Raw genomic sequence first — 21,194 nt, 5'->3', positions numbered from 1 at the left:
ATCCCCTCCGTTCCCTTTCTCCCCCCTTCCCCTTCCCCTTCCCCCTCCCCCTCTTAAATTATGCAAATAAAAGCTGATATTTTGATTGTAGATGACAGCCGTGACAACATTCACTTACTGTCTAAAGTGCTGGTTGAAAGTGGCTACAAAGTCAGGAAGGTCATTAGTGGAGAGCGAGCGTTAAAAGCAGTGAGCCTCCAGCCTCCCGACTTAATTTTGTTGGACGTAAAAATGCCAGGGATGGATGGCTATGAAGTCTGCCGTCACTTAAAAGCACAAGAGAATACGGCAGAAATTCCGATTATTTTTATTAGTGCTTTGGATGATATTTTTGACAAAGTAAAAGGGTTTGAAACAGGCGGCGCTGACTACATTATTAAACCCTTTGAGCCGATGGAAGTGCTGGTACGAGTGGAAGCTCAGCTAAAAATGAGCCGATTGCAGCAGCAACTTCTTTGTGCTAACAAACAACTGGTTACACAAAATAGCCAACTCGCTCAGGAAATTCAGGAAAGACAACAGGCTGAAATGGGTTTGAAAGTTTTTATGCACGCTGTTTCCCACGACTTGCGAAATCCCATTACAGGAATGTCAATTATTTTGCAATGTTTCCTCAAAGAGCAGTCATTTGAACCGAAGAAAGTGGTAGGAGAAAATGAAGTTGTTATTGATAAGTCAAGTTTAGAAAGTATCCTGCAAAGCTGTTCGCGCCAAATCAAACTGATTAATTCTCTGATTGAAATGCAGCAGGGTGATATTGTAGGTGTCCCTTTGGAGTTACAGCCAATGGATCTCTACAGTTTGACACGCAGCATTCTCTTAGAGTGGGAATTAATGTTGGCAAAACGCCAAGTTGTCCTCAATTATCAATTTACTCCTGATTTACCTTTAGTTAATGCCGATTCCGCTCAGCTCAGGCGAGTCTTTGAAAATTTGATTGGCAATGCTCTCAAATACAATCCAATTGGATTTACGTTAACATTAGGTGCATCGCTGGAGCCAGAGGCCTCTTATCTACGCTGCACGGTGAGAGATAATGGGGTGGGAATAAAATCAGAGCAGTGTGCTTCATTGTTTGAATTGTACGTGCGAGGTAGTGGTGTTAAGCGTACTGCTGGGGTTGGCTTAGGGCTTTACATCTCGAAGCAAATAGTCGAGGCGCATGGTGGAGAAATTGGTGTAGAGAGTGAGCTAGGTAAGGGTACTACTTTTTGGTTCACTTTGCCAGTGTTTAAACCAGACCACTACGCAGGGCAATAACCGCAGCTTGTACGCGATCGTTAGTCTCCATTTTGTTGAAAATCGCTTTAATGTAACCTTTGATAGTATTAGGGCTTAAGTGCAGTTGATAACCGATATCTTTATTGCTTTTGCCCTCTGCCATTAGTTTTAATACCGTCAATTCTCGCGCGGTAAACAGGGATTCTTCGCAGTTAGTTGTTGGTTTTCTGAGATTTTGAATGACACAAGTGGCAATTTTAGCGTCTAGGTAGGTGCTACCTTCTCGGACAGCATTGATGGCTGTTAATAGCTGTTCTGTGCTAGTCCCTTTAATGCAATAACCCTCTGTTCCACAAGATAAGGAAGCCAATACTTCTGTATCACTGGTGTGTGAAGTTAGCATGAGGATGCGGGTATGGGGTAGCAATGCTTTTATTTGACTGGCAGCAGCAATGCCGTCAATATCAGGTAAGCCAATATCCATGAGGATAATATCTGGTTTTAGCTTTGAAGCTACATCTATTGCTGAATTGCCATCTTCTACCTGCCCGACAATAGTAAATTGAGGTTCTGTTGCTAGGAGTCGTGATAGTCCCAATTGCATCATGGGATCGTCTTCGACAATTAGGATGGTTGATGGTTTGGTTGCTTTTACTCCAGCGATCATTTTTTTCTCCAGATTAAAGGTAGGAGGCGAACTTTCTGCCGAAATTTGACAGAAAGCTTTAGCTCGTTCCTAAATTGTTGAACTTGTAAGCTAGTAGTGTCCTCATCTGTTGGGAAGATTTTTGATACTGCTAGTCTGTCTTTGGTTTGAGAGTCGTAGGGAGGAGGTACATTAACTATAGTTGAGCTAGTCTCCCTTGAAGTCCACCCCCCTATCAATGACCCTATCAGTAGAACATCCTCAGTCTCATACGCCCCGTTGCTAAACCCTTCGCTGCTTAAGTGCCAGAACCATATTGGCGATCGCCTATATGTCCACCTTAGTCCAACTCTACTCGCTTGGCTTTCTCAGTGAAGGCTCAAGCAAGCATTTCTGTTTCTAAGTTCCTTTTCATAGCTCAGATTGCAGGTTTGGATAGGGTTTTCTCCCAAGTTTCACAAATTCCAGTAGTGGTATAACTGGCAAATTTTTTGATAATCAATGTAGCAAGTAGAGTAGCAACAACAGGAGCAAGTCCCAGTCCAGAAATTAGAACAGGAGCTAACATACCAGCAGCTTTTATGTAATTCTGGCTGATAGCTTCATCCAAAATTTTCTGAGTCTCTAAATCATTTCCTCCCAAAGGTTTGCACATAAGCTCGTAAACCAAGGGATTTACGCGCTCAAAAAGTCGCCCGCCAGCTTCTAGGAGTCGGGGATCGAGTGGTGCTTTAGCTGCAACGTCTAAATCAATAGATTCCAAGGAAGCTGGGTGTATCCCTGTTGTTCCACGTCCAGCTATATCATCTCCTATAGCTTGAGCGCGAGAGCCAATATGTGTTTCTAGCTCATCCTCATCAAGTTCCCACAAACTTTCTATAAGGGCTTCAACTTCTGTCATTATTGCTTGTCTCCAGACTTAAGTTAACGATAATATTACGATTATATACTTGGAGAAGTTCCAGCAGAGGATTTATAAATTACAACGCGGATGTGTCCAAGATATTAACAATGTCAAAACTTATTAAAAAAATACCTTTATATAGAATTAGGAGTACACAATGCTCAATCAACAAAAAGGAATTTTTGTAAAGATTTGCAAAAATCCTGAAGTTAATTCTGCAAGTGGTGTATAATAAGTAACATTTAGTCCGCCAAAGAAAAACTTTTCCTAACGAAGTATCAACCAATATACTTTACTTAGTAATTGTGAGAGGCAATCAAAAGTTTTGCGATCGGGATCTTCAGGATGCTTCTTTGAACCGCATTTGCGTTTTAAAAAGGAAAAAATAAAATGCCAAGATCGCTTGAACTCTTCGGCGATGGTCGCCTATACGAAATAGAAAACGGCCTAGCTATTAAAGTCACGGAGACAAATGGACAAGTAAAAGCATTAATCGATGCTTTACGGTTCAGTGTGGCTAAAACATATAATATTCATCCTCCCGACAAACAACCGCCTGATGTGGTAGAACGTAGAGGTTCAAAGCACATCAATCAAGAAGGCTTTAAGCTTCTCACTACGTTTGAAGGATGCAAGCTAACTGCTTATGATGACGGCGGTGGAGTTTGGACAATTGGTTATGGGCACACTGGCGATGATATTTATCAAGAATTGACCATTAGCCAAACACAGGCAGAAGAATGGTTGAGGGTAGATTTGGAAAAATTTGAATCCTATGTTGAGGATGCCGTTGAAGTTCAGCTTAATGACAGTCAGTTTTCTGCACTGGTTTGCTTCTGTTTCAACGTGGGTCCAGGAACAGACGGTTTTGGAGGTTCAACTCTTCTCAAACTTTTGAATGAGGGAGATTATCAAGGAGCAGCGAATCAGTTTCCTGTTTGGAATAAGGTCAATAGTGAACCTTGGTTGGGACTCACACGCAGACGAGTGGCTGAACGAGCGCTGTTCTTGGGAAACCCCTGGGAGTTCTTCTTAACCTATGAAGGAACAGGCGAAGAAGTAATAGGGGAAACAATCCCAGAAGCATCTCGCACCTTGAAACTTACTGAGCCAATAATGCAAGGTGAGGATGTGCGTCATGTCCAGGAATCTCTCAAAAAAGTTGGAATCAATATCGAACCTGATGGCTCTTTTGGCAAAGACACCGATAGTGCTGTGCGGCAATTTCAACAGCAAAAAGAGCTAACAGTAGATGGTGTTGTCGGTACCCAAACACGAAAAGAATTGGGGATAATCGAGTAATTTTTCCATTGTTGGTGAAATTAAGCGGCAACAATAGCACCATTAATATAGAGTTGTGCGTCTAGAAATGACCAAATTCAAACTTATTCGAGGAAAAAAGAAAAAATTATGACTGATTCAAGCAATATTCTATTTAATCAACCTGTTATTGTCGAGGCCTGTGAAGAATTTGTCGAACGGGATCGGTTGGGAATTAGAAGCAGTTTCCCCGGATTACTCCAAGATGCACCCATGTCTTCGACTGCGGTGGTCAATGGTTTATCTCAGCAGTTAATTTATCAACTGCAACTGATGATGCCCGATGCTTTTGTCAGTTTTGATGACCTCAATGTAGACTTGCTGGATGCAGCATTTCCCTATGTACAAGCCCCTGCAAAACAGGCACTCCAGAGAGCGATTCAAGATCGAGGTCAAACTATGCAGGTGAACTCTGCCTACCGCACGATCGCTCAGCAAATGCTGCTATATAACGATCGCATCAACAACTCTAATCCTGTAGCTCCACCGGGAGCCAGCAACCACCAAACTGGGTTAGCGATCGATATTGAAGATGCAACAGGCTGGGAAGTTTATTTGATGCGGTATGGCTGGAATCCATTACCAGGCGACCCACCTCACTTCGACTACCAAGGCGGCGGCACGATCGATCTTCGCAGCAAATCAATACTCGCATTTCAGCAGCTTTGGAATCACAATCATCCTAATCAAAAGATTAGCGAAGATGGCGATTTTGGTCCTCAAACTGAGAATGCACTTAATCTCTCTCCTGCTCCAGGGTTTCCTAAAGCGCCGTGGGATGACAAACCCAGAACGTTGCGCTTGGCGATGCCCCGAATGGAAGGTTCGGATGTACTCAAGCTTCAGGAAGGCTTAAAAAAGGCTGGGATTGTAGTTGGGGCTGATGGTGAATTTGGACCAGCAACAGATAAAGCCGTCAAGGAATTTCAGCAGAAAAAGGGTTTGAAGCCAGACGGCCTTGTCGCTGTCAAAACCCGCGAACAAATGGCTTGAGCTGTTCGCGATCGAGTTAACAAAATATTGAGCAGAAGAATAGGTTGCTGAATTGGCAGAGTTTTCTGAAAAGCTATAACTTACGGCTCCATAACTCTGCTGATACATCAACTCTCTGAGTTAAATACAGATGCTGGAGTGATGAGGAAAAAATGGCTGACCAATCCGATCAAACACTAAATTTTTACGCCTTATTAATAGGTATTGACTACTACCTACCCAATCGGTTGTACAAGAATCTTAAAGGAGCAGTGCGTGACATTAACCTTGTAGCAAGCTACCTCTCCGAGACACTGAAGATTCCATCCGAACGGATTTTCAAGCTGACTTCTCCGAATCCTGAAGTCGCGGAAATAATCGAAACCAAAAACCCGGAACCAACTTATGAAAATATTGTGGCGAAGTTTAAGGCTATTACAGAACTAGCGCAGCCGGGACAGCAAGTATACATTTACTACTCTGGACATGGGGGACGGACGACAACTATTTATCCAGACCTGAAAGGGGCTGACCAATATGACGAAGGTATTGTGCCATCAGATATTGGCGCTGGAGGTCGTTACCTACTTGATGTGGAATTGGCGATGCTGTTGAAGCGGATGACGGACAAAGGGTTGATTGTCACACTTATTATGGATAGCTGTCACTCTGGAGGAGTAACCCGAGGTGATGGTGCTATCCGCAGCGGAGAAGAAACCGACAAAACACCGCCAAACCAGGAAAGCTTGGTTGCTCCGCTTGAGGAGTTGATCGCAAACTGGAAGACTCTAACTGAAGGAGTAGATAGTGACATTGCATGGATTCCTCCAATAAAGAATTACCTTCTTTTAGCAGCCTGCCGCCCCAATGAGTACGCTTATGAATATGCGTTTGATGGTAAAGAGCGACATGGAGCGCTGACTTACTGGCTAATTCAGACTCTGGCGACCAGTTCCACAGGATTGAGTTTCAGAAAGCTGTACGATCGCGTCTGTGCTCAAATTCAGAGTAAGTTTCCCCAACAGTTACCCATGTTAATCGGTGACGGCACTCGCGCAGTATTTGGGAACGAGAGCTTACCGCATCACTACAGCGTGACCGTTATAAGTGTAGATTCTAACCAAAAGCAAGTCACCTTGAATGCAGGGTTAGCGCAAGGACTTAGTAGCGGTACGCAATTCGCTATCTATCCACTCAATGCCACAGATTTTTCCAACAGGCAGCAGCAACAGGCGATTGTTGAAATTGTAGAGGTTCAAGCCTCGAAATCAATGGCTAGAGTTCTGGAGCCTGAAGAGGGAGGCATTGAGGTTCCAGAAGAACTCAAAATCGAACCAGGCTCTCCTGCTGTCATGGTTGCTGCTCCCGTCACCCTCGTGCGTCGAGTCCTCTTGTTAGATAACAAAGAGGCAGGTGATAAGGAGCATCAATTACCAGCCGAGTTGCTTGACAAACAAAAGGAAGCTTTAGAGGCAGTTCGGCAAGCTTTGACAGGGAATGGTTGGGTTGTTGAAGTGAAAGCAGGCGATGACCTAAAGTCTCACTATCAAGTTGGGGTTGGCAGAGATGGCGAGTACGAAATTTCTAGTGAAAATCCTTTCAAAAACTTAGGAATACCCCTAAAAATTGACGATACAGATTCGGCAAATGCTGTCGTTAAACGCTTAGTTCATTTGTCTAAGTATCAGGCAGTTCAATCTCTTGATAATCCGAATTCAGAAGTTACTAAATATGTCGAATTTGAATTGTTAGATGTAAACCGTAAACCTTTTGCAGAACCCAGCAATATTGTGATAAAACAGGGTGAATCAATGGTCTTGCGGATCAAAAATACCTCGTCTCAACCCCTGAATATTGCGATCTTAGACCTTGACTCGACTTGGGCGATATATAAATTATCTATCAAGGGCAACGAAGACATATTTTATCCCCTTGATAGCAAAGAAGAGATTTACGATACCGTGAATACTGAATTGCCAGATGGCGAAGCCTACAAACAAGCGAAAGAAACGCTCAAGTTGTTTGCAACTCGCGGTATCGCCCAATTCGACTGGCTTACCTTACCTGCTCTTGATGAAGATTTAGGTAAAAAAGGAAATCTTGACGAAGAGCTTGAGAACGTAGCCAATCAAAAGGGTTTAGGGATTAACCCTCTCAACCAGCTATTAGGTACTATTGGTGCCGATCTTGATAATCCGCCACCTGAAGGTCGTAGAGTGCGCTCTAAACCGAATCCGAATGCTGAGTGGGTAACGAAGCAGGTGACATTCACTCTCACTCAATCATAGCTTTGAAATTAGGCTGTCGAAGGACTGAGAGTTTGAGGCGGCTAAATTTAAGCGAACGACTTCAGGTCAGTGACTGCAAACCCTAACAGAACATTTAGAAGCGAAACTTGCAGTTACTTTGAATCCCGATCGCAATCTCATTAGGTGTGGCGGCGACAAGCTTGGGGCATCAGGTTTGATGCCCTTAATCAGGTGAGAGCGCCCGTATCTGAGTAGCGAGCTTGATAAAAAATATTCAGTGGAGGTAGACCCGTGACTTGGGAATATAACAAAACGAACTTTGATCGCAATTTAGCTGTCGTCATCGGTATTGATCGTTATAAAAACCATCCTCACATTCACCGTCTGAGAACGCCAGTCAACGATGCTAGGGCGCTTGCCGATGTGTTAGAAACAGAGTATGAATATAAACCTGAAAATGTCGTTCGTCTGTTAGACGAAGCCGCTACGCTGACAGGACTCCAAACGCTACTTAATGATACCCTTCCCAATCAACTCAAGCCGACTAAAGGCGATCGCCTCATTTTCTACTTTGCAGGTCATGGCATTCCCCGCAACAGTGAAGACGGTCCAAAAGGATATCTAGTCCCACAGGATGCAGACTGGCAGAAAGAAGGCTCTTTTTTAGCCATGTCTGAGGTGTATGAGGCACTCAGCAAACTGGAGTGTCATCATTTGCTAGTCATTCTGGACTGCTGCTTCGCTGGAACGTTTCGCTGGGCAGGTCGCCGGAAAATCATTCCCATTCTAGAAACGGTACGCCGGGAACACTACGATCGCTTCATTCGCTATCCAGCATGGCAGGTAATAACCTCGGCGGCGCACGACCAAGAAGCATTAGATGTGGCTAAATTAGCTGATCCTAAGCGCGATCGTGATGCAATTCCAGATGAGAAGCAGGTACTGCATTCTCCGTTTGCACTGGCACTACTGGAAGGATTGCGCGAAAACAAAGCTGACTTGATTCCAGATGGCGTTATTACTGCTCACGAGTTGTATGTGTATCTAGATCAGGAGGTCAGCCAGTTGTCTGGCTCTCGTCAAAAGCCTGGAATCTATCCCATGAGGCTAGAGTATGACCGAGGAGAGTTTGTTTTTACAAAACCTGGATTCACGTCCGAGCAACTCAAGCCTGCGCCACTCCTGAACGAGAGCAATAATCCCTATCGCGGGTTGGCATCGTTTGATGAAAAACACGCTAACTTCTTTTTCGGTCGAAAGATATTAGTTGAAGAACTCCAGCATCGCCTGTCTCAAGCGAATCGTTCTCTCACGGTCGTTTTGGGAGTTTCGGGTTCCGGTAAATCCAGTTTAGTTAAAGCCGGATTGATTCCTGAGTTGAGGCAGGAATCAAAATGGTACATCCTCGATCCAATACGTCCGGATCGGTATCCATTTACAGCTTTAGCACGAGCCATTCTGCCCATCGCTCAGCCGGAACTGATCGAGCAACTCTCTCAAGTGAGTTTTCTTGATGAGGTGTTCAAACCCAAGGAAGAAAGCGGTCAAGATAAGGGTGATGAATCAACAAATGCAGTGTTTTTCAAACTAGCAGAGTCTTGGAACAGTGCAAAGCCAGAAGCTCAACTTTTGGTCATTGAGGATTACTTCAAGCAGCTCCAGGATTTTTGTCGCAATTCTCAACAAGAGGAGCAGTTATCCCAGCTTTATCGGGCCATTTTTCAACAGCTAGAGTCTCTGAGTAATAGACTCGAAAACTCGCCGCAACACCTCACCCGTGTGATTAGAAAGTGGAGCGAAACTCATCTCCATGTCAAGTTGCTGTTAACAATCGACCAGTTTGAAGAGTTGATTACGATGAGCCAGGAGAGTCAAACAGAAACTCATGGCGGTGACAGGCAACAGAGCGATCGCGCTGCTGAATCCCAACCTTGGCTACCGTTTTTGCAGGTGCTGAGAGAGGCAATTGTTGAATGCTCTCAGCAGTTGCATATTGTGTTGACACTACGATCGGACTTTGAACCGCGTTTTCTTTCTTCACCGCTTTCGGCTTACTGGAAAGATGCCCGATTCCCCGTGCGGGCGATGAATTTGGATGAGTTGCGACAGGCGATCGAAGGGCCTGCCCTGAAACAAGCGTTGTACTTTGAGCCACCGGAGTTGGTGGGTAAGTTGATTGATGAGGTGGGGCAGATGCCGGGAGCATTGCCGTTGCTCTCGTTTACCTTGAGTGAACTGTATATCAAACTGTACGATCGCTGGACGAAGGATAATGCAACCGATCGCGCTTTACGAATCAAGGACTACGAGGAACTGGGTGGAGTGGCAGGAGCGCTGACTCGTCGGGCGACGCAGGAGTATGACAATCTCGTAAGAGATTTTGGCGAAGCACCGGGCAAGGCATACCAAGCGACGATGCGACGGGTGATGCTGCGGATGGTGACGATCGAGGGGGGAGCAGTCGCACGGCGACGGGTGTCGGAGTCAGAGTTAGCCTACTCCGATGCTGAGGAAAGCAAACGGGTAGAATATGTGGTCAATCGACTGGTTGAGGCTCGCCTGCTGGTAAAGGGACAGGAAGCAGGAACAGTTTACGTTGAGCCAGCGCACGATTTTCTAGTGCGGGGTTGGGATGAATTACAAAAATGGATTAAGAACCAGCAAGACGATTTAGCCCTGCAACAACGGTTAACTGTCGCAGCAAATGACTGGCGTAATCAAAGCCAACAGGAAAAAGAATACAAAACGCTGCTCAGTATTTTGAAACAAGCAGAAACATTTTTTATCTGTAAAGTTCAAGATTGGCAACTCGATCGAGAACGTCGCAAACAACGAAAAGCAGAGTCTTCTAAACGTTCCCGTGAAAAGTCTGTTCAGTACCTTTGGGACGACGATCCTCGCCTAGAACAGCTAAAGCGAATTCTCATTGGCAACAACTGGTTCAATCGTACAGAGGACAGTTTTGTAAGGGAAAGTTTGATTGAACAACGGAGAAATTCTTACAGATTCATTGAGATTGTCACGGCAGTAGGAGTTGGACTGGTCGGTTTGACAATCGCTGCATTGTATCAAGCTGAAATATCATCCTTGCGAGAAAAAGCTGCTAGGGCACAAGTCTTATTATCCAGTGGCTCACCTATGGATGGTTTAATTTTAGCCATTCAAGCGGTTGGCGAAAGTCAGGATAGATTAAGGTATGTCTTGCCGCAATTACAGCCTATTCTACCTGAAGTAATTAATTCAGTACGAGAACGCAATATTCTGCGAGGACATCAAGGATGGGTGATTTCTGTTGCGGTAAGTCGTGATGGTAAATATATTGCCACCGGGAGTGAAGACAGTACAGTGCGAGTATGGTCAATCAAAGGTCAGTTATTGCAAATTATTAAAGGACATCGAGGCTGGGTTAATTCAGTGGCTATCAGCTCTAATGGTAAATACATCGCGTCTGGGAGCGCCGATTCTACTGTTCGACTGTGGTCGATTGAAGGTAAATTACTTAAGATTTTACAACTGAAAGATAGAGTGAATTCCGTGTCTTTTAGTCCTAGTAGCGACCGTATTATGACTGGAAGTTCGGATGGAACTGTTCAGTTATGGTCAACAGAAGGTCAATTGCTCAGGACTTTTAGAGGATCTCAAAAATCAATTCGTTCAATAGCTTTCAGTTCGGATGGTAAATATATTGTGAGCGGCAGCACAGATTCTACAGTTCGGTTATGGACAGTTGAAGGTCAATTATTGAAGATTTTTAGAGGACATAAATACTGGGTTTTATCAGTTTATTTTAGCCCTAATGGTAGATATATAATCAGCAGTGGTCAAGATCGAACCCTGCGCTTATGGTCTATAGAAGATGGATTGCTTGCTACAAAACAGCATGAAGCCGGAGTCACTTCTGTTTCCTTTAGCCAAGATGGTAAATATATTGTTAGTAGCAGTTTTGATAATTCCTCGCGACTATGGACGATAGAAAATGGGTCAGATTTAGTTGAACTCGCTGCTTTTAGAGGGCATGAAGGAGAGGTTAATTCAGTCGCTATCACACCCGACAATAAACTTCTGGTTAGTGGAGGTCGAGATCAAACAGTTCGAGTGTGGTCTAGACAGGGACAACCTAGTCAATTGCTGAAGAAGACTGAAGATGATCCAGGAATCGTTGGGTCGGTGGCTTTCAGTGCTGATGGTAAATATATTGCTGGTGGTAATAAGAATTTCACCATACGCATTTGGAGTACGCAGGGTAATGCACTACGAATTCTCAAAGGACACAAAGATTTGGTTTACTCCGTAACCTTTAGCCCAAACAGCGAATACATTATCAGTGGTAGTCGCGATAATACAATTCGTGTTTGGTCGATAGAGGGAAAATTGCTCAATACCTTAAGGCAACCTGATAAAGTAATCTCTGTAGCAATTAGTCCTGATGGGAAATACATCGCCAGTGGAAGTGCAGATTCTACAATTCGGCTGTGGTCTGTGAAAGGAAGTCAAGCAAAATTGTTATCTACCTTTAAGGGACATGAAAAGCCCGTTTACTCTGTGGCATTTAGCCCTGATAGCAAATATATAGTCAGTGGCGGCGAAGATTCTACGGTTAGGTTGTGGTCTGTAGCAGGGCAGTTATTAAATATAATCAAAGGACACGAGGGGAGGGTTTCTTCTGTTGCTTTTAGCCCTGATGGTCAATACATTGCTAGCAGTGGCATTGACTCTACCGTGCAGTTATGGTCTCTAAAGGGGGAGCGACTGAATACGCTGACAGGACATCAGGGACCTGTTTACTCGGTTGCTTTTAGTGTTGATGGTCAACACATTGTTAGTGGTGGTCGTGATGGAACAGTAAGGCTATGGTCTTTTAAAGCTGGTCAAGTAAACAATAGTCAACTTTTAGCTGTTTTTAAAGGGCATTTTGGGGAAGTTCAATCGGTAGCTTTTAGCCCTGATAGTAAGTACATTGCTAGTGGTGGGCAGGCTAACGAACTGAGATTATGGTTTCAAACCGACTGGAGAGACTGGCTTCAGGTCGCTTGCGATAATTTGCAGGCTCACCCTATCTTCAAAGATCCTCAAGGAGTCACACGCGATGCTAAGAACACTTGTGTAAGGCACATCCGGTAAGGGAATCGTGGATTTAGCACTTCTCCTCTATAAAACGCTTGTGTGAACAATCTAGAATTGCCTCAAAAATTTATCCAGACCTCCTAAATTTTTTGCCAATGGTTTCCGAAATCGTTCACAGTTACGCTGTATAGATGATTAGAGTTGGATAAGTAAATGTTCTCCAACTAGAGTAGCCCCCTATTTTTAAGGAGTTAAGTTATGTTTGCAAAGCGCGTGTCTACCTTTAAATTGTTTCTTGTTCTTTCTACCCTTATCGGTTTTTCCAGTTTCCTTCTTACTTCTCCTACCTTTGCTGGAAATCCAGGAGGGAGTAACACTGGTAGTCAAGATTCGGGATCTCCTAGCGGTAGTTCACCCCAATGCACAGATATTACACAACAAGTAGACTGTCAGCCTTAACACAGTGCAAATTTAGTGATTGTCAAAAGGACTATCAAAAATTTAATCTTGTTGAAAATGACAAGGAGAAGTAAGAGTTGCAATCCTATTTAATTTTCACCAAGGTCATGTTTTAAGGTGGTCTAAGCGGAACTTACCTCGCGTGCGAGGGAAGTTCTGCTTAAATTTTCCGAAGGTTGAGCGATCGCCTCCTCATATAATTTTTATCACTAATCTTTGTATAAAGCTCAGCTTGCAGGTTTTACTAAACTTTTATCCCAAGTCTCGCAAATGCCAGTAGCCACGTATTTGGAAACTTTTTTGATAATTAGATGTAGCGACCTGCAATCATAAACGCTCAAACCTGCAATCAAGAAATTTCTCAGCCAGGATTATTTGCAACTATAATTGTGCTTCAGCCAGGATTAAGTGCAACTGAGACTGCAATCATTGGTTTCAGCCAGGATTAAGTGCAACTGAATAATGTCCAAGTAATGAAACTCGTTGCGATCGCACGAGATGTTGCCTTTGATTTATTTACCGGGTTTCGTTACTAAACTTCAGACCGGAACTGGCGAGATTGGAGGAAGGGTTGCGATAGTAAAGAAAAGGAGGGTTTTCTTTACTATCAGTAGCGGTTGATTCTGATGGGACGTGACAAGAGACCGACGAAAGGCCCAGACGATTGCGTCGGACGCAATTGATTAGGTCGCTTAAGGCTGAATTGGCGGGCGTGAGGTTGTTTGATGTGACCAGCGATTTCAGTTGCAAATAATCCTGGTCGTGGTGGATGATTGCAGTCTCAGTTGCAGTTAATCCTGGCTCAGTTGCAAATAATTCTGGCTGAACTGTAATTTCAGTTGCAGTTAATCCTGGCTCAGAAATGGCTTGATTGCAGGTTTGAGCGTTTAGTATTGCAGGTCGCTACAATTAGAGTTGCCAGGAGAGTAGCAACAGCAGGAGCTAACCCAACTCCACTGACTAAAACCGGAGCCAACATCCCAGCCGCTTTGGTATAGTTCTGATTTATTGTTTCATCTAAAATCTTCTGAGTCTCTGCATCGTCTCCGAGGGGTTTGCACATAAGTTGGTAAACTAAGGGGTTGAAGCGATCGAAAAGCTGCCGACCAGCATCTAAAAATCTTGGATCGATCGATGCTCTAGCCGCAACGTTCACATCAATAGATTCCAAGGAAGCTGGGTCTACCCCTTTTGCTCCACGTCCAGCAACATCATCCTCTATGGCTTGTGCGCGAGAGCCTAGCTGAGCTTCCAATATATCATCATCCAGATCCCACAAACTTGCCACAATGGTTTCAATGGTGCAATCGACCAGACTTTCAATCGACTTACTCAAGCACTTCAGAGCCTTGAACGAGTTAGAGCATAATTTCATCAATTTCATCCAAATTAATAGCTGTTGCTATTGACTCTGATTTTGCCCCTAAAGAATAATCGAAACTAACAAATTCACTGATTGTTTGAGAATGAATTTGAGTTTGCAACCAATTTCTGGTTTGTCGATGTTGCTTAGTGTCCCAGACAAATTTAACTTTTTGTGCAGGTTGATTTGGATGCAACGCCAAAACAATTAGTTGCAGCTTTTCAGGCTCTATCTTAAAGAATTGAGCAGCTACCCATAACTTTACCCGGTCTTCCCAAGTCATTACAGGATGCCGAATCGCCCACTCAAATAGCTTTGGTCGTTCTTTGACAAAACCAACATTTGCGGGAACTTGTATTACTTTAAATGAAGGGGAAGAGTGTTTTACTGTTTCTCCCTGCTTTCTTAGGTGTAGCTTTGCTTGAATTGGAATATCAACAAACAGTTTTCGCTGCGGTAAAAATAGCGTTGGCGATAGTTCTTTAAGTTCGTTAACCCACTGTTGCAACTGGGGATTACTGTTGAGAATTGGCTCAACAGGTAATCCCATTAAAATTTGCTTGACAAGTAGTTGCAAATGTTGTTGGAGATAGTTGGGAACTAAAGATGGTTTTTGTAGTTGGTTAGGCTGGACAGTTTGATTGAGGTTGGACAGAGTAAGAAGATACATTGCTCAGAGCATAAAAGGCTGAGCAATGGTGGCGATCGCCACAAAAAAAGTCCGAGAGCGCACAATAGGAGTGAACAAACCTGACGGTTAACGGAGTACCGTTAAACCGCAGGCTTCTTTTTCCTTTTTTCCAAAGGCTTTTTTGAGTGACGTAGAACCACCGCCACTTTCGTAGCTTAGACCAATCTTCTGAATAAGCTTGGCTGAATTTTCATCTCTATCCAAGGATTCTCCACACTGACAAGAATGCCATCTGTCCGATAATTCCTTCGGCACTTTATTGAGACAATTCCAGCAATGTTGAGAAGTTCCTTTGGGATCAACGAATAAAACGCTTTTACCCAATTTCCAAGATACATATTTGAGTACAGTAGCGAACTGACCATGAGCAGCATCAAGCATTGATTTATTCAAACCACTCTTAGCTGCTTGACCATTGGGCAAATAAACCAAATTACCATTGTCAATGTCGGTCTTAACTTTGGCACGCCTGGTCAAATTCTTAATACTCAAATCTTCAACCACTAAAACAGCACATTTACTAAACAAGTAATGTGCTGTTTTAAATTGAAAATCAAGTCTCGCTCTGGCAACAAATTGGTGAAGCCTAGAAATCTTACCTTTGATAATTTGCCAAGACTTAGAACCCTTAGCTCTCTTAGCTAGTTTCGCTTGAAGTCTAGCTAATTTCTCAGCCGACTTTCTCAAGAATCTAGGATTCTCAATCCTTTCGCCATTAGAAAGGTAGGCGTAATTGTTAATCCCCAAATCAATGCCGAGACTGTTTTCTGCGGTCGGTTGAATTTCTGCAACCGTTACGGGGACTGTTTTATCTTCTAGCGTCAGGGAAATATACCACCCATCCGCTTCTCTGATAACTGTTCCCGTCTTAACCGTGAAATTCGGCGGTATTGGTCTATGGAAAACCATCGGCACTTGACCTATTTTTGCCAGGTCAATACAAACTCTATCTTGCTCATCCTTGATGATATCTAAATTATCTAATTGAGGATAAGTAAAAGATTTATAGTAATGGGAGCCTTTAAACTTGGGTTTACCTCTACGGTTGCCGTTTTTGTCAGGTGTAGTGAAATTGGAGAAGGAAGTTTCTACCCTGTTAACTACATCCTGTAAAACTTGGGAATCTAAACTTTTGTAATCAGGAAATAGCTTCTTAGTGTTTTTCAGATCAGTTAACTGAATATTCAACCATTGGACATAACCGCCTTCAATATTCGAGAAAACATCTCCCTTTTTAGTTAAAGGGTTGCCTGCTTCATCCTTTTTCCTGCCATTTCTGGTTTGCGTTCTGGTTAGAGGAATGTTTTGATATATTTCTTCAACTGGAACTATGGATGCTGTCAGAGGGCAAGCATTGACTAGCGTTCTCGTTGCTTCCCACCATTTAAATCTTTCTCCTAAGCGGTAGTTGTACTGCCTACGACAGAGTTCTAGATGCGCCACAATTGTTGTTAATTGCGCTTTTGTGGGCTTGAGGCGGTATTTGTATGTTAGCTGCATGGAAACTTCTTCTTTTCGACCTGGTTTACTATAGCATTTTCTGATCTATTAATACTTGGAATGTACACAAAAAATTAAGGTGTTCCCGAAATATAGTTGTCGGGCTCCGTACCTCCGACCGACGCGCCTTTCATCCCTGCGGTAATTTATTCGGGGTACTCCGCGCTAGCGCTCCGAGACATCCCCTCTAAATATACCGAGGGACTTCCCGGCTGTTAGTTAAAAGTTTATAGCCACATCTGCTTTACCACGATCAGGAACAGATTGGTCTAGATTTGCTGTGATCCCGCAGGAATTGTTTGACTACCGTCCCCCTGCAAAAGATCCAATTTGACGGTTGGCTGCTCGGTTTCTTCTAAAAACTGTGCCACAGATTTGATGACATCTGTTGCGGTTTTGGGTACGAGAACCAAATCTCCCGATGCCAGCATATCTAGTAGGGCACCGGGTTTTCCCTTCCCTCCGTACAAGTGACCCATAGAAGCTGCAAGCTTTTCAAGTTTTTCTGGTGTCTGTCGCGCAACTCGCGCTCGAAAAACAATGCCTGAAGGCGATCTCTGTTTCCGTCCCATGCTCGACCTTATATCTGTGCTACAGTTTTAACAAGCGGTAAGCCTATACTAAAAATTGTACAAGACACGAGGTTTGAGTGGAAACTTTAGCCCGCTTGTGCTCTATCAGTTTAGGGTGCAATGACTCAAGATTTGCAGAGTATGCTATCGCTTTTGCCCCATAAATTTGACTGGTTATGCCCAAAAAGCGCAGTTGTTCCGTGAAAATTGCAACGCTGCACAGCGTGTTGCAGGATTGCTATCAACTTAAGCTGGAAGAGCTCAAGTACCTGAAGGATGCAATTGACGTGCTAATTGACGCTGAAGAGAAAAGGTTGTCGGAGTTGGAAGCCGACTCAGACTGGGAAGAAAAACGAGAAGAAAAAATGGCTGCTACTGGTGCGCGCGGTAGTACGGGATACATCGAATCCAAGACAATCAAAGGATGCGGCCCTTATGCCTACTTGAGATTTCGTAAAGGCGGCAAGCATCATTCGTTCTATCTGGGCAAGCTCAAGCCTTAAGTTTTTAGGGTGCATAGCGATTGATAGATTAATGGTTCTGACGTTTATGCACCCTAAATTATCGGCGTTTAGGGTGCATAGACATTGATAGATTAATGGTTCTGGCATCCATGCACCCTAAATTACCGGTGTTTAGGGTGCATAGCGATTGATAGATTAATGGTTTTGGCATCCATGCACCCTAAATTACCGATGTTTAGGGTGCATAGACATTGAAAAATTAGTGGTTCTGGCGTTTATGCACCCTAAAGCAAGCGAGTCATTTAGGGTGCATAGACATTGATAAATTAGTGGTTCTGACGTTTATGCACCCTAAATTACCGGCGTTTAGGGTGCATAGACATTGATAAATTAGTGGTTCTGACGTTTATGCACCCTAAATTGGTTGTGTAGTCGCGCTCGCAACTGAGTGTCTGACGGCGCTTTCTTCGGCTTGTTGCTTTCCGAATTACGAACTCATGCGTGATAGCTTGCCAGCAATATCGGTAGCTTGGTTGCTAACAGTGAAAAAAACCTTAAATGCGATTTACTCAACTCTTCACCTGCACCACAACAATCGTTCGATAGGTAGGTATTGAGCTAGAACTCGTCTAAATTAAACAGCGTAAATTGGTGAGGCGATGTCGTCATCTTTCTGGGTCGGCGTTTGCCCTTAACAACTTCTTGAACTAATGGATTTGAGTGAATTGATGTCTGATCATTCAAGTCAATAACTTCTGAGCTTTCTCCTGAACTTATTTCAGGTTCGACTGGACAATCAGTATAATTTTCAGCCTGAGACTCGACTGGCTCAAACCACTCATTATACCAGTAAGCAGCGTTCATTGATTGAGGTCGATCGCTACTTAAAGTATTGCCAAGGAGCAAATCAGTTTTACCCAACCACCAAATCGGAACAGCCAGCCAAGGTGAAAACATATAAAACTGAAACAAAGCGCATTTTAACAGAGTAGGGTCTATATCTTGACCGATACCGCTCAGACAGTAATTCGACTGTGTTAACATTAAAGCACCCGTACCGCACGCAGGTTCATTGAAGCTGGAAATTCGCTCTGTCTTATCACCACTGACCAACTTAGATATCAACTGGCACAAAGCTAAGGGTGTCGGATAAAATCCTGAACTTTTTTGAGCAGTCTTTCCGCAGATTTGGGGTAGCAGTCTGCCCATATAATCTTCAGGATACAGCATGAGAATTGACAGGTCAAACATCTGATAAAGGCGCATTGATGCACCTTCACAGCCGGCGGGTTCTTTGGGTAAAATCTTGTAAGCTGGATGTCCGAATGCGAACAAAACCCAGTCCAAGAAAAACTCCAAATAGTCCCAAGCTGACCAAGTTTTCCATTCTCCGTGTTGGGGAATGCAATTGAGGCTATTATCTAACATGGCTTCTGCGGCAGGAGAATGCTGCCATTCAATTTGGGGAATCGGTTCTGCTGGCAAAGTTTCCTCAATTACAAATTTGGGTAAATTTTCTGGTTTTCTGTTTTCCAGAATGGCTAGCATTGGCTCCATCTTCCACCGCATCCAGGCATGAGCGGGGACAGCTTGACACAAAGCCCAATAATCCCACCTTCCCCATAAACATCGGTCTATTTGTGCGAGAATTGTTAAAAGCCAGCCATGCTTTAAATCTCGTTTGAGGTTGAGGATTAAAGCTTGCTTTTTCTTTTGTTTATAGGGTTGCTTTCTGAAATGTAACAGCGTTAACTCTCTAGTTTTGGAGTCAACAACTGGTAACACAAGCTTGTTTTTCATGAGTACAAGTCTGAAAATTTCACCCCTAAAAACCGCAGTAGCGGTTCGCACAATTCTATGTTGATGCAAGCATCGTCTTTAATAAAAATAGAAAAAACAAATTTGGAATAGAGCGTAGCTTTTTTGTTTGAAAAAAGCTACACTCTATTCCCCACTCCCATTTTCCCTATTTCTCTCTCCCCATTCCCATTTCTCAGCCGTCTATTCCACCAATTTTTTGATATTTAAGGAGTAGAAAATGCTTCGCATAGCAGCAGCCCCACCTGCTTGAGTAAAGCTTTGTTACCATCAGGGCATCCCGACTGAATCAAACATTTAGGACAGCCAGAACTGCAAGAACAACTGCGGGCTAACTCAGCAGCCGCATGAGCTAATTGAGGGAGAGAACGAAAAATAGCTTCCGAGGTTCCCGAACCCCCTTCTGCTAAATCGTAAAATAGTCCTGCATAGTCATTTGCACCTCTCTTCTCTACCAGAAAATTCACATCATTAGGTGAAGCCAAAATAGTCAGAGGTAAAGCTGCTAAAATTTGATGGCCGAAACTGTGAATAGCCAACAAATTCGCGGGGTACTCCCACAATTGCTGATATCCGGGAGGAATCGGCTGTTGAGACTGAAGCAATTCCTGGCGAGTAGCTGTTACTACCTGTTGCAGATAACATTCAACCGGGGAATTAAAACTAATTTGCAGTACAGGAGTCGCAAATTTGATTTCGTAAGGTTGCTCAAAGTTTACCTCATTAAGAACCGATGTTAGCTCAGCAGAGCGAGTTCTCTTGCCACAAACAGGACAAGCCGTACATTTTGGTAAATGCTCTTTGTAATTGACACACTTTCTATTGAGACAAGTTAACTCGTAATTGCGAGTTAATAATTGATAACCAGTGACGAGTTGGCTAATTTCTCCCCAAACCAGTTCCAGAATAGCTTGAGCTGGAATTGCCTTACTATCCGTTGAATTGGTTTGAACATTTCCTTCAACTTCTGGAATGACCAACGGGATTTGTTGAGGCAAGCTCAAATTCTGTTTGAGGCTGGTATCAGTGTGGCTAATCGCTACAGTAAACAGTCGAGTTTCAGGGGTGTTTTGCAAAATAGCTTTGCCATTCAAGAGCGAGCGCGAAGTATAAGTCACCAAACAGCCGTCTGAGTTTTGCGTGCGGTAAATAGCACCAGGAAATACCTCTCGATAAGCAATCTCCGCACTGAGGAGTTCAATCTCTTCTTGAGTCTCCGCATCCACCAGTTGTATCGTGCTAGAACCCGTTCCCCCTCGAAAGTTTACATCTTTATGCGGAAAGCCCTTAGCCCATAATTTATCCCGGCTTCTGTGAAGAACACCTTGCTCAATTAAAGCCGTTGCAATTATATGAGCGCTCTTGCCAAAGTAGTGCTTGAGCTTATTGGCGGGAATGCCTGTTTCGACAGCCGCGCACATCAAATGTTTGGCAATATCTATGGGATAATTGGCATTAAAGCTCACCAATTCAGATTCGGCCGACAGCAACAATTCAGGGCGATCGGCAAAATAGTTATCCAAAGGTGATTGTGCAATGGGAATGAAGACAATTAAACCGGAGTTTGCGCGACCAGCCCGGCCAGCCCTCTGCCTGAAAGCTTGCAAGCTTCCCGGCCATCCCCTAATAATAGCAAAATCAAGTTGAGGCAAATCAATTCCCGCTTCGAGAGCGCTGGTGCTGAGGATACACTTAACTGTTCCTGACTGCAAAGAGTTAATAATTCCCATGCGGCGCTCGCTTGTTAAACTGCCGTAGAAAATTGCTACTTGCGACTCAATTCCACAGTTAGTTTGAGCTATAGCTTCTTGCTTAAAAGTTGCCCACAAGTTCTTAATTGCTTGTCTGCCGTTACCGAAGCAAATTCCGCTTTTCCCTTGCTGCAACAAAAACATAATGATGCGAGCAACATCGGAATTAGCATCATGAGTCGGTTTAGTAACAATTAATT

Annotated in this window: 14 protein-coding genes; 6 read left to right on the top strand and 8 right to left on the bottom strand. The window is 43.7% G+C overall.

The genetic code is table 11. The features are described 5' to 3' along the window. The first annotated feature begins 60 nt into the window (after positions 1-60). On the top strand, positions 61-1,260 hold the full coding sequence (locus QUA00_RS19745) for a hybrid sensor histidine kinase/response regulator (RefSeq protein WP_333410873.1): 1,200 nt from the start codon (positions 61-63) through the stop codon (positions 1,258-1,260). On the opposite strand, the gene QUA00_RS19740 is transcribed toward QUA00_RS19745, so the two are convergent. Further along, on the bottom strand, positions 1,232-1,888 hold the full coding sequence (locus QUA00_RS19740; protein ID WP_333204906.1) for a response regulator transcription factor: 657 nt from the start codon (positions 1,886-1,888) through the stop codon (positions 1,232-1,234). The genes QUA00_RS19745 and QUA00_RS19740 overlap by 29 nt on opposite strands. 397 nt (positions 1,889-2,285) lie before the next feature. After that, entirely contained in the window at positions 2,286-2,768 is a 483-nt protein-coding gene (locus tag QUA00_RS19735) for a hypothetical protein (protein ID WP_333410872.1), read from the bottom strand. Between the two features lie 393 nt (positions 2,769-3,161). Here QUA00_RS19735 and QUA00_RS19730 point away from each other — a divergent pair, with 393 nt between their 5' ends. The 4 genes from QUA00_RS19730 (at position 3,162) to QUA00_RS19715 (ending at position 12,433) form a co-directional block, all read left to right on the top strand. Beyond that, entirely contained in the window at positions 3,162-4,073 is a 912-nt protein-coding gene (locus tag QUA00_RS19730) for a glycoside hydrolase family protein (RefSeq protein ID WP_333410871.1), read from the top strand. 108 nt (positions 4,074-4,181) lie between these two features. Continuing rightward, on the top strand, positions 4,182-5,084 hold the full coding sequence (locus tag QUA00_RS19725) for a peptidoglycan-binding protein (RefSeq protein ID WP_333410870.1): 903 nt from the start codon (positions 4,182-4,184) through the stop codon (positions 5,082-5,084). A gap of 152 nt (positions 5,085-5,236) precedes the next feature. Then, entirely contained in the window at positions 5,237-7,351 is a 2,115-nt protein-coding gene (locus QUA00_RS19720) for a caspase family protein (RefSeq protein ID WP_333410869.1), read from the top strand. Positions 7,352-7,603: 252 nt separating this feature from the next. Then, positions 7,604-12,433: an nSTAND1 domain-containing NTPase gene (locus QUA00_RS19715; RefSeq protein WP_333410868.1), complete on the top strand. Its 4,830-nt coding sequence runs from the start codon at positions 7,604-7,606 to the stop codon at positions 12,431-12,433. 1,258 nt (positions 12,434-13,691) lie between these two features. Here the strand turns inward: QUA00_RS19715 and QUA00_RS19710 are convergent. The 4 genes from QUA00_RS19710 to QUA00_RS19695 all read right to left on the bottom strand — a co-directional run bounded on the left by QUA00_RS19710 (position 13,692) and on the right by QUA00_RS19695 (position 16,961). Continuing rightward, positions 13,692-14,171, bottom strand: a complete 480-nt coding sequence (locus QUA00_RS19710) for a hypothetical protein (RefSeq protein ID WP_333410867.1) — start codon at positions 14,169-14,171, stop codon at positions 13,692-13,694. Positions 14,172-14,193: 22 nt separating this feature from the next. Beyond that, positions 14,194-14,868 carry a hypothetical protein gene (locus QUA00_RS19705; protein WP_333410866.1) on the bottom strand — a complete coding sequence of 225 codons (675 nt, stop codon included), beginning with the start codon at positions 14,866-14,868 and terminating at the stop codon, positions 14,194-14,196. A gap of 87 nt (positions 14,869-14,955) precedes the next feature. Continuing rightward, a complete protein-coding gene (locus QUA00_RS19700) occupies positions 14,956-16,389 on the bottom strand; it encodes a transposase (RefSeq protein ID WP_333410865.1) in 1,434 nt (477 codons plus the stop codon). 269 nt (positions 16,390-16,658) lie between these two features. Further along, positions 16,659-16,961, bottom strand: a complete 303-nt coding sequence (locus QUA00_RS19695; RefSeq protein ID WP_333410864.1) for a hypothetical protein — start codon at positions 16,959-16,961, stop codon at positions 16,659-16,661. A gap of 176 nt (positions 16,962-17,137) precedes the next feature. Between QUA00_RS19695 and QUA00_RS19690 the strand changes: the two genes are divergently transcribed. After that, complete coding sequence (locus tag QUA00_RS19690; protein WP_333212478.1) at positions 17,138-17,464, top strand: hypothetical protein; 327 nt, start codon at positions 17,138-17,140, stop codon at positions 17,462-17,464. A 579-nt stretch (positions 17,465-18,043) separates the two neighbouring features. On the opposite strand, the gene QUA00_RS19685 is transcribed toward QUA00_RS19690, so the two are convergent. Further along, positions 18,044-19,225: a hypothetical protein gene (locus QUA00_RS19685; RefSeq protein ID WP_333410863.1), complete on the bottom strand. Its 1,182-nt coding sequence runs from the start codon at positions 19,223-19,225 to the stop codon at positions 18,044-18,046. Between the two features lie 224 nt (positions 19,226-19,449). Further along, positions 19,450-21,194: helicase-related protein (locus QUA00_RS19680; RefSeq protein WP_333410862.1), on the bottom strand; the 1,745-nt coding region annotated here is incomplete at its 5' end.

The sequence above is a fragment of the Microcoleus sp. T2B6 genome (assembly GCF_036700475.1).
Classification (GTDB): domain Bacteria; phylum Cyanobacteriota; class Cyanobacteriia; order Cyanobacteriales; family Microcoleaceae; genus Microcoleus.
The sequence above is the reverse complement of the archived record's forward strand: the minus strand, read 5'-3'. Positions and strand labels throughout refer to the sequence as shown.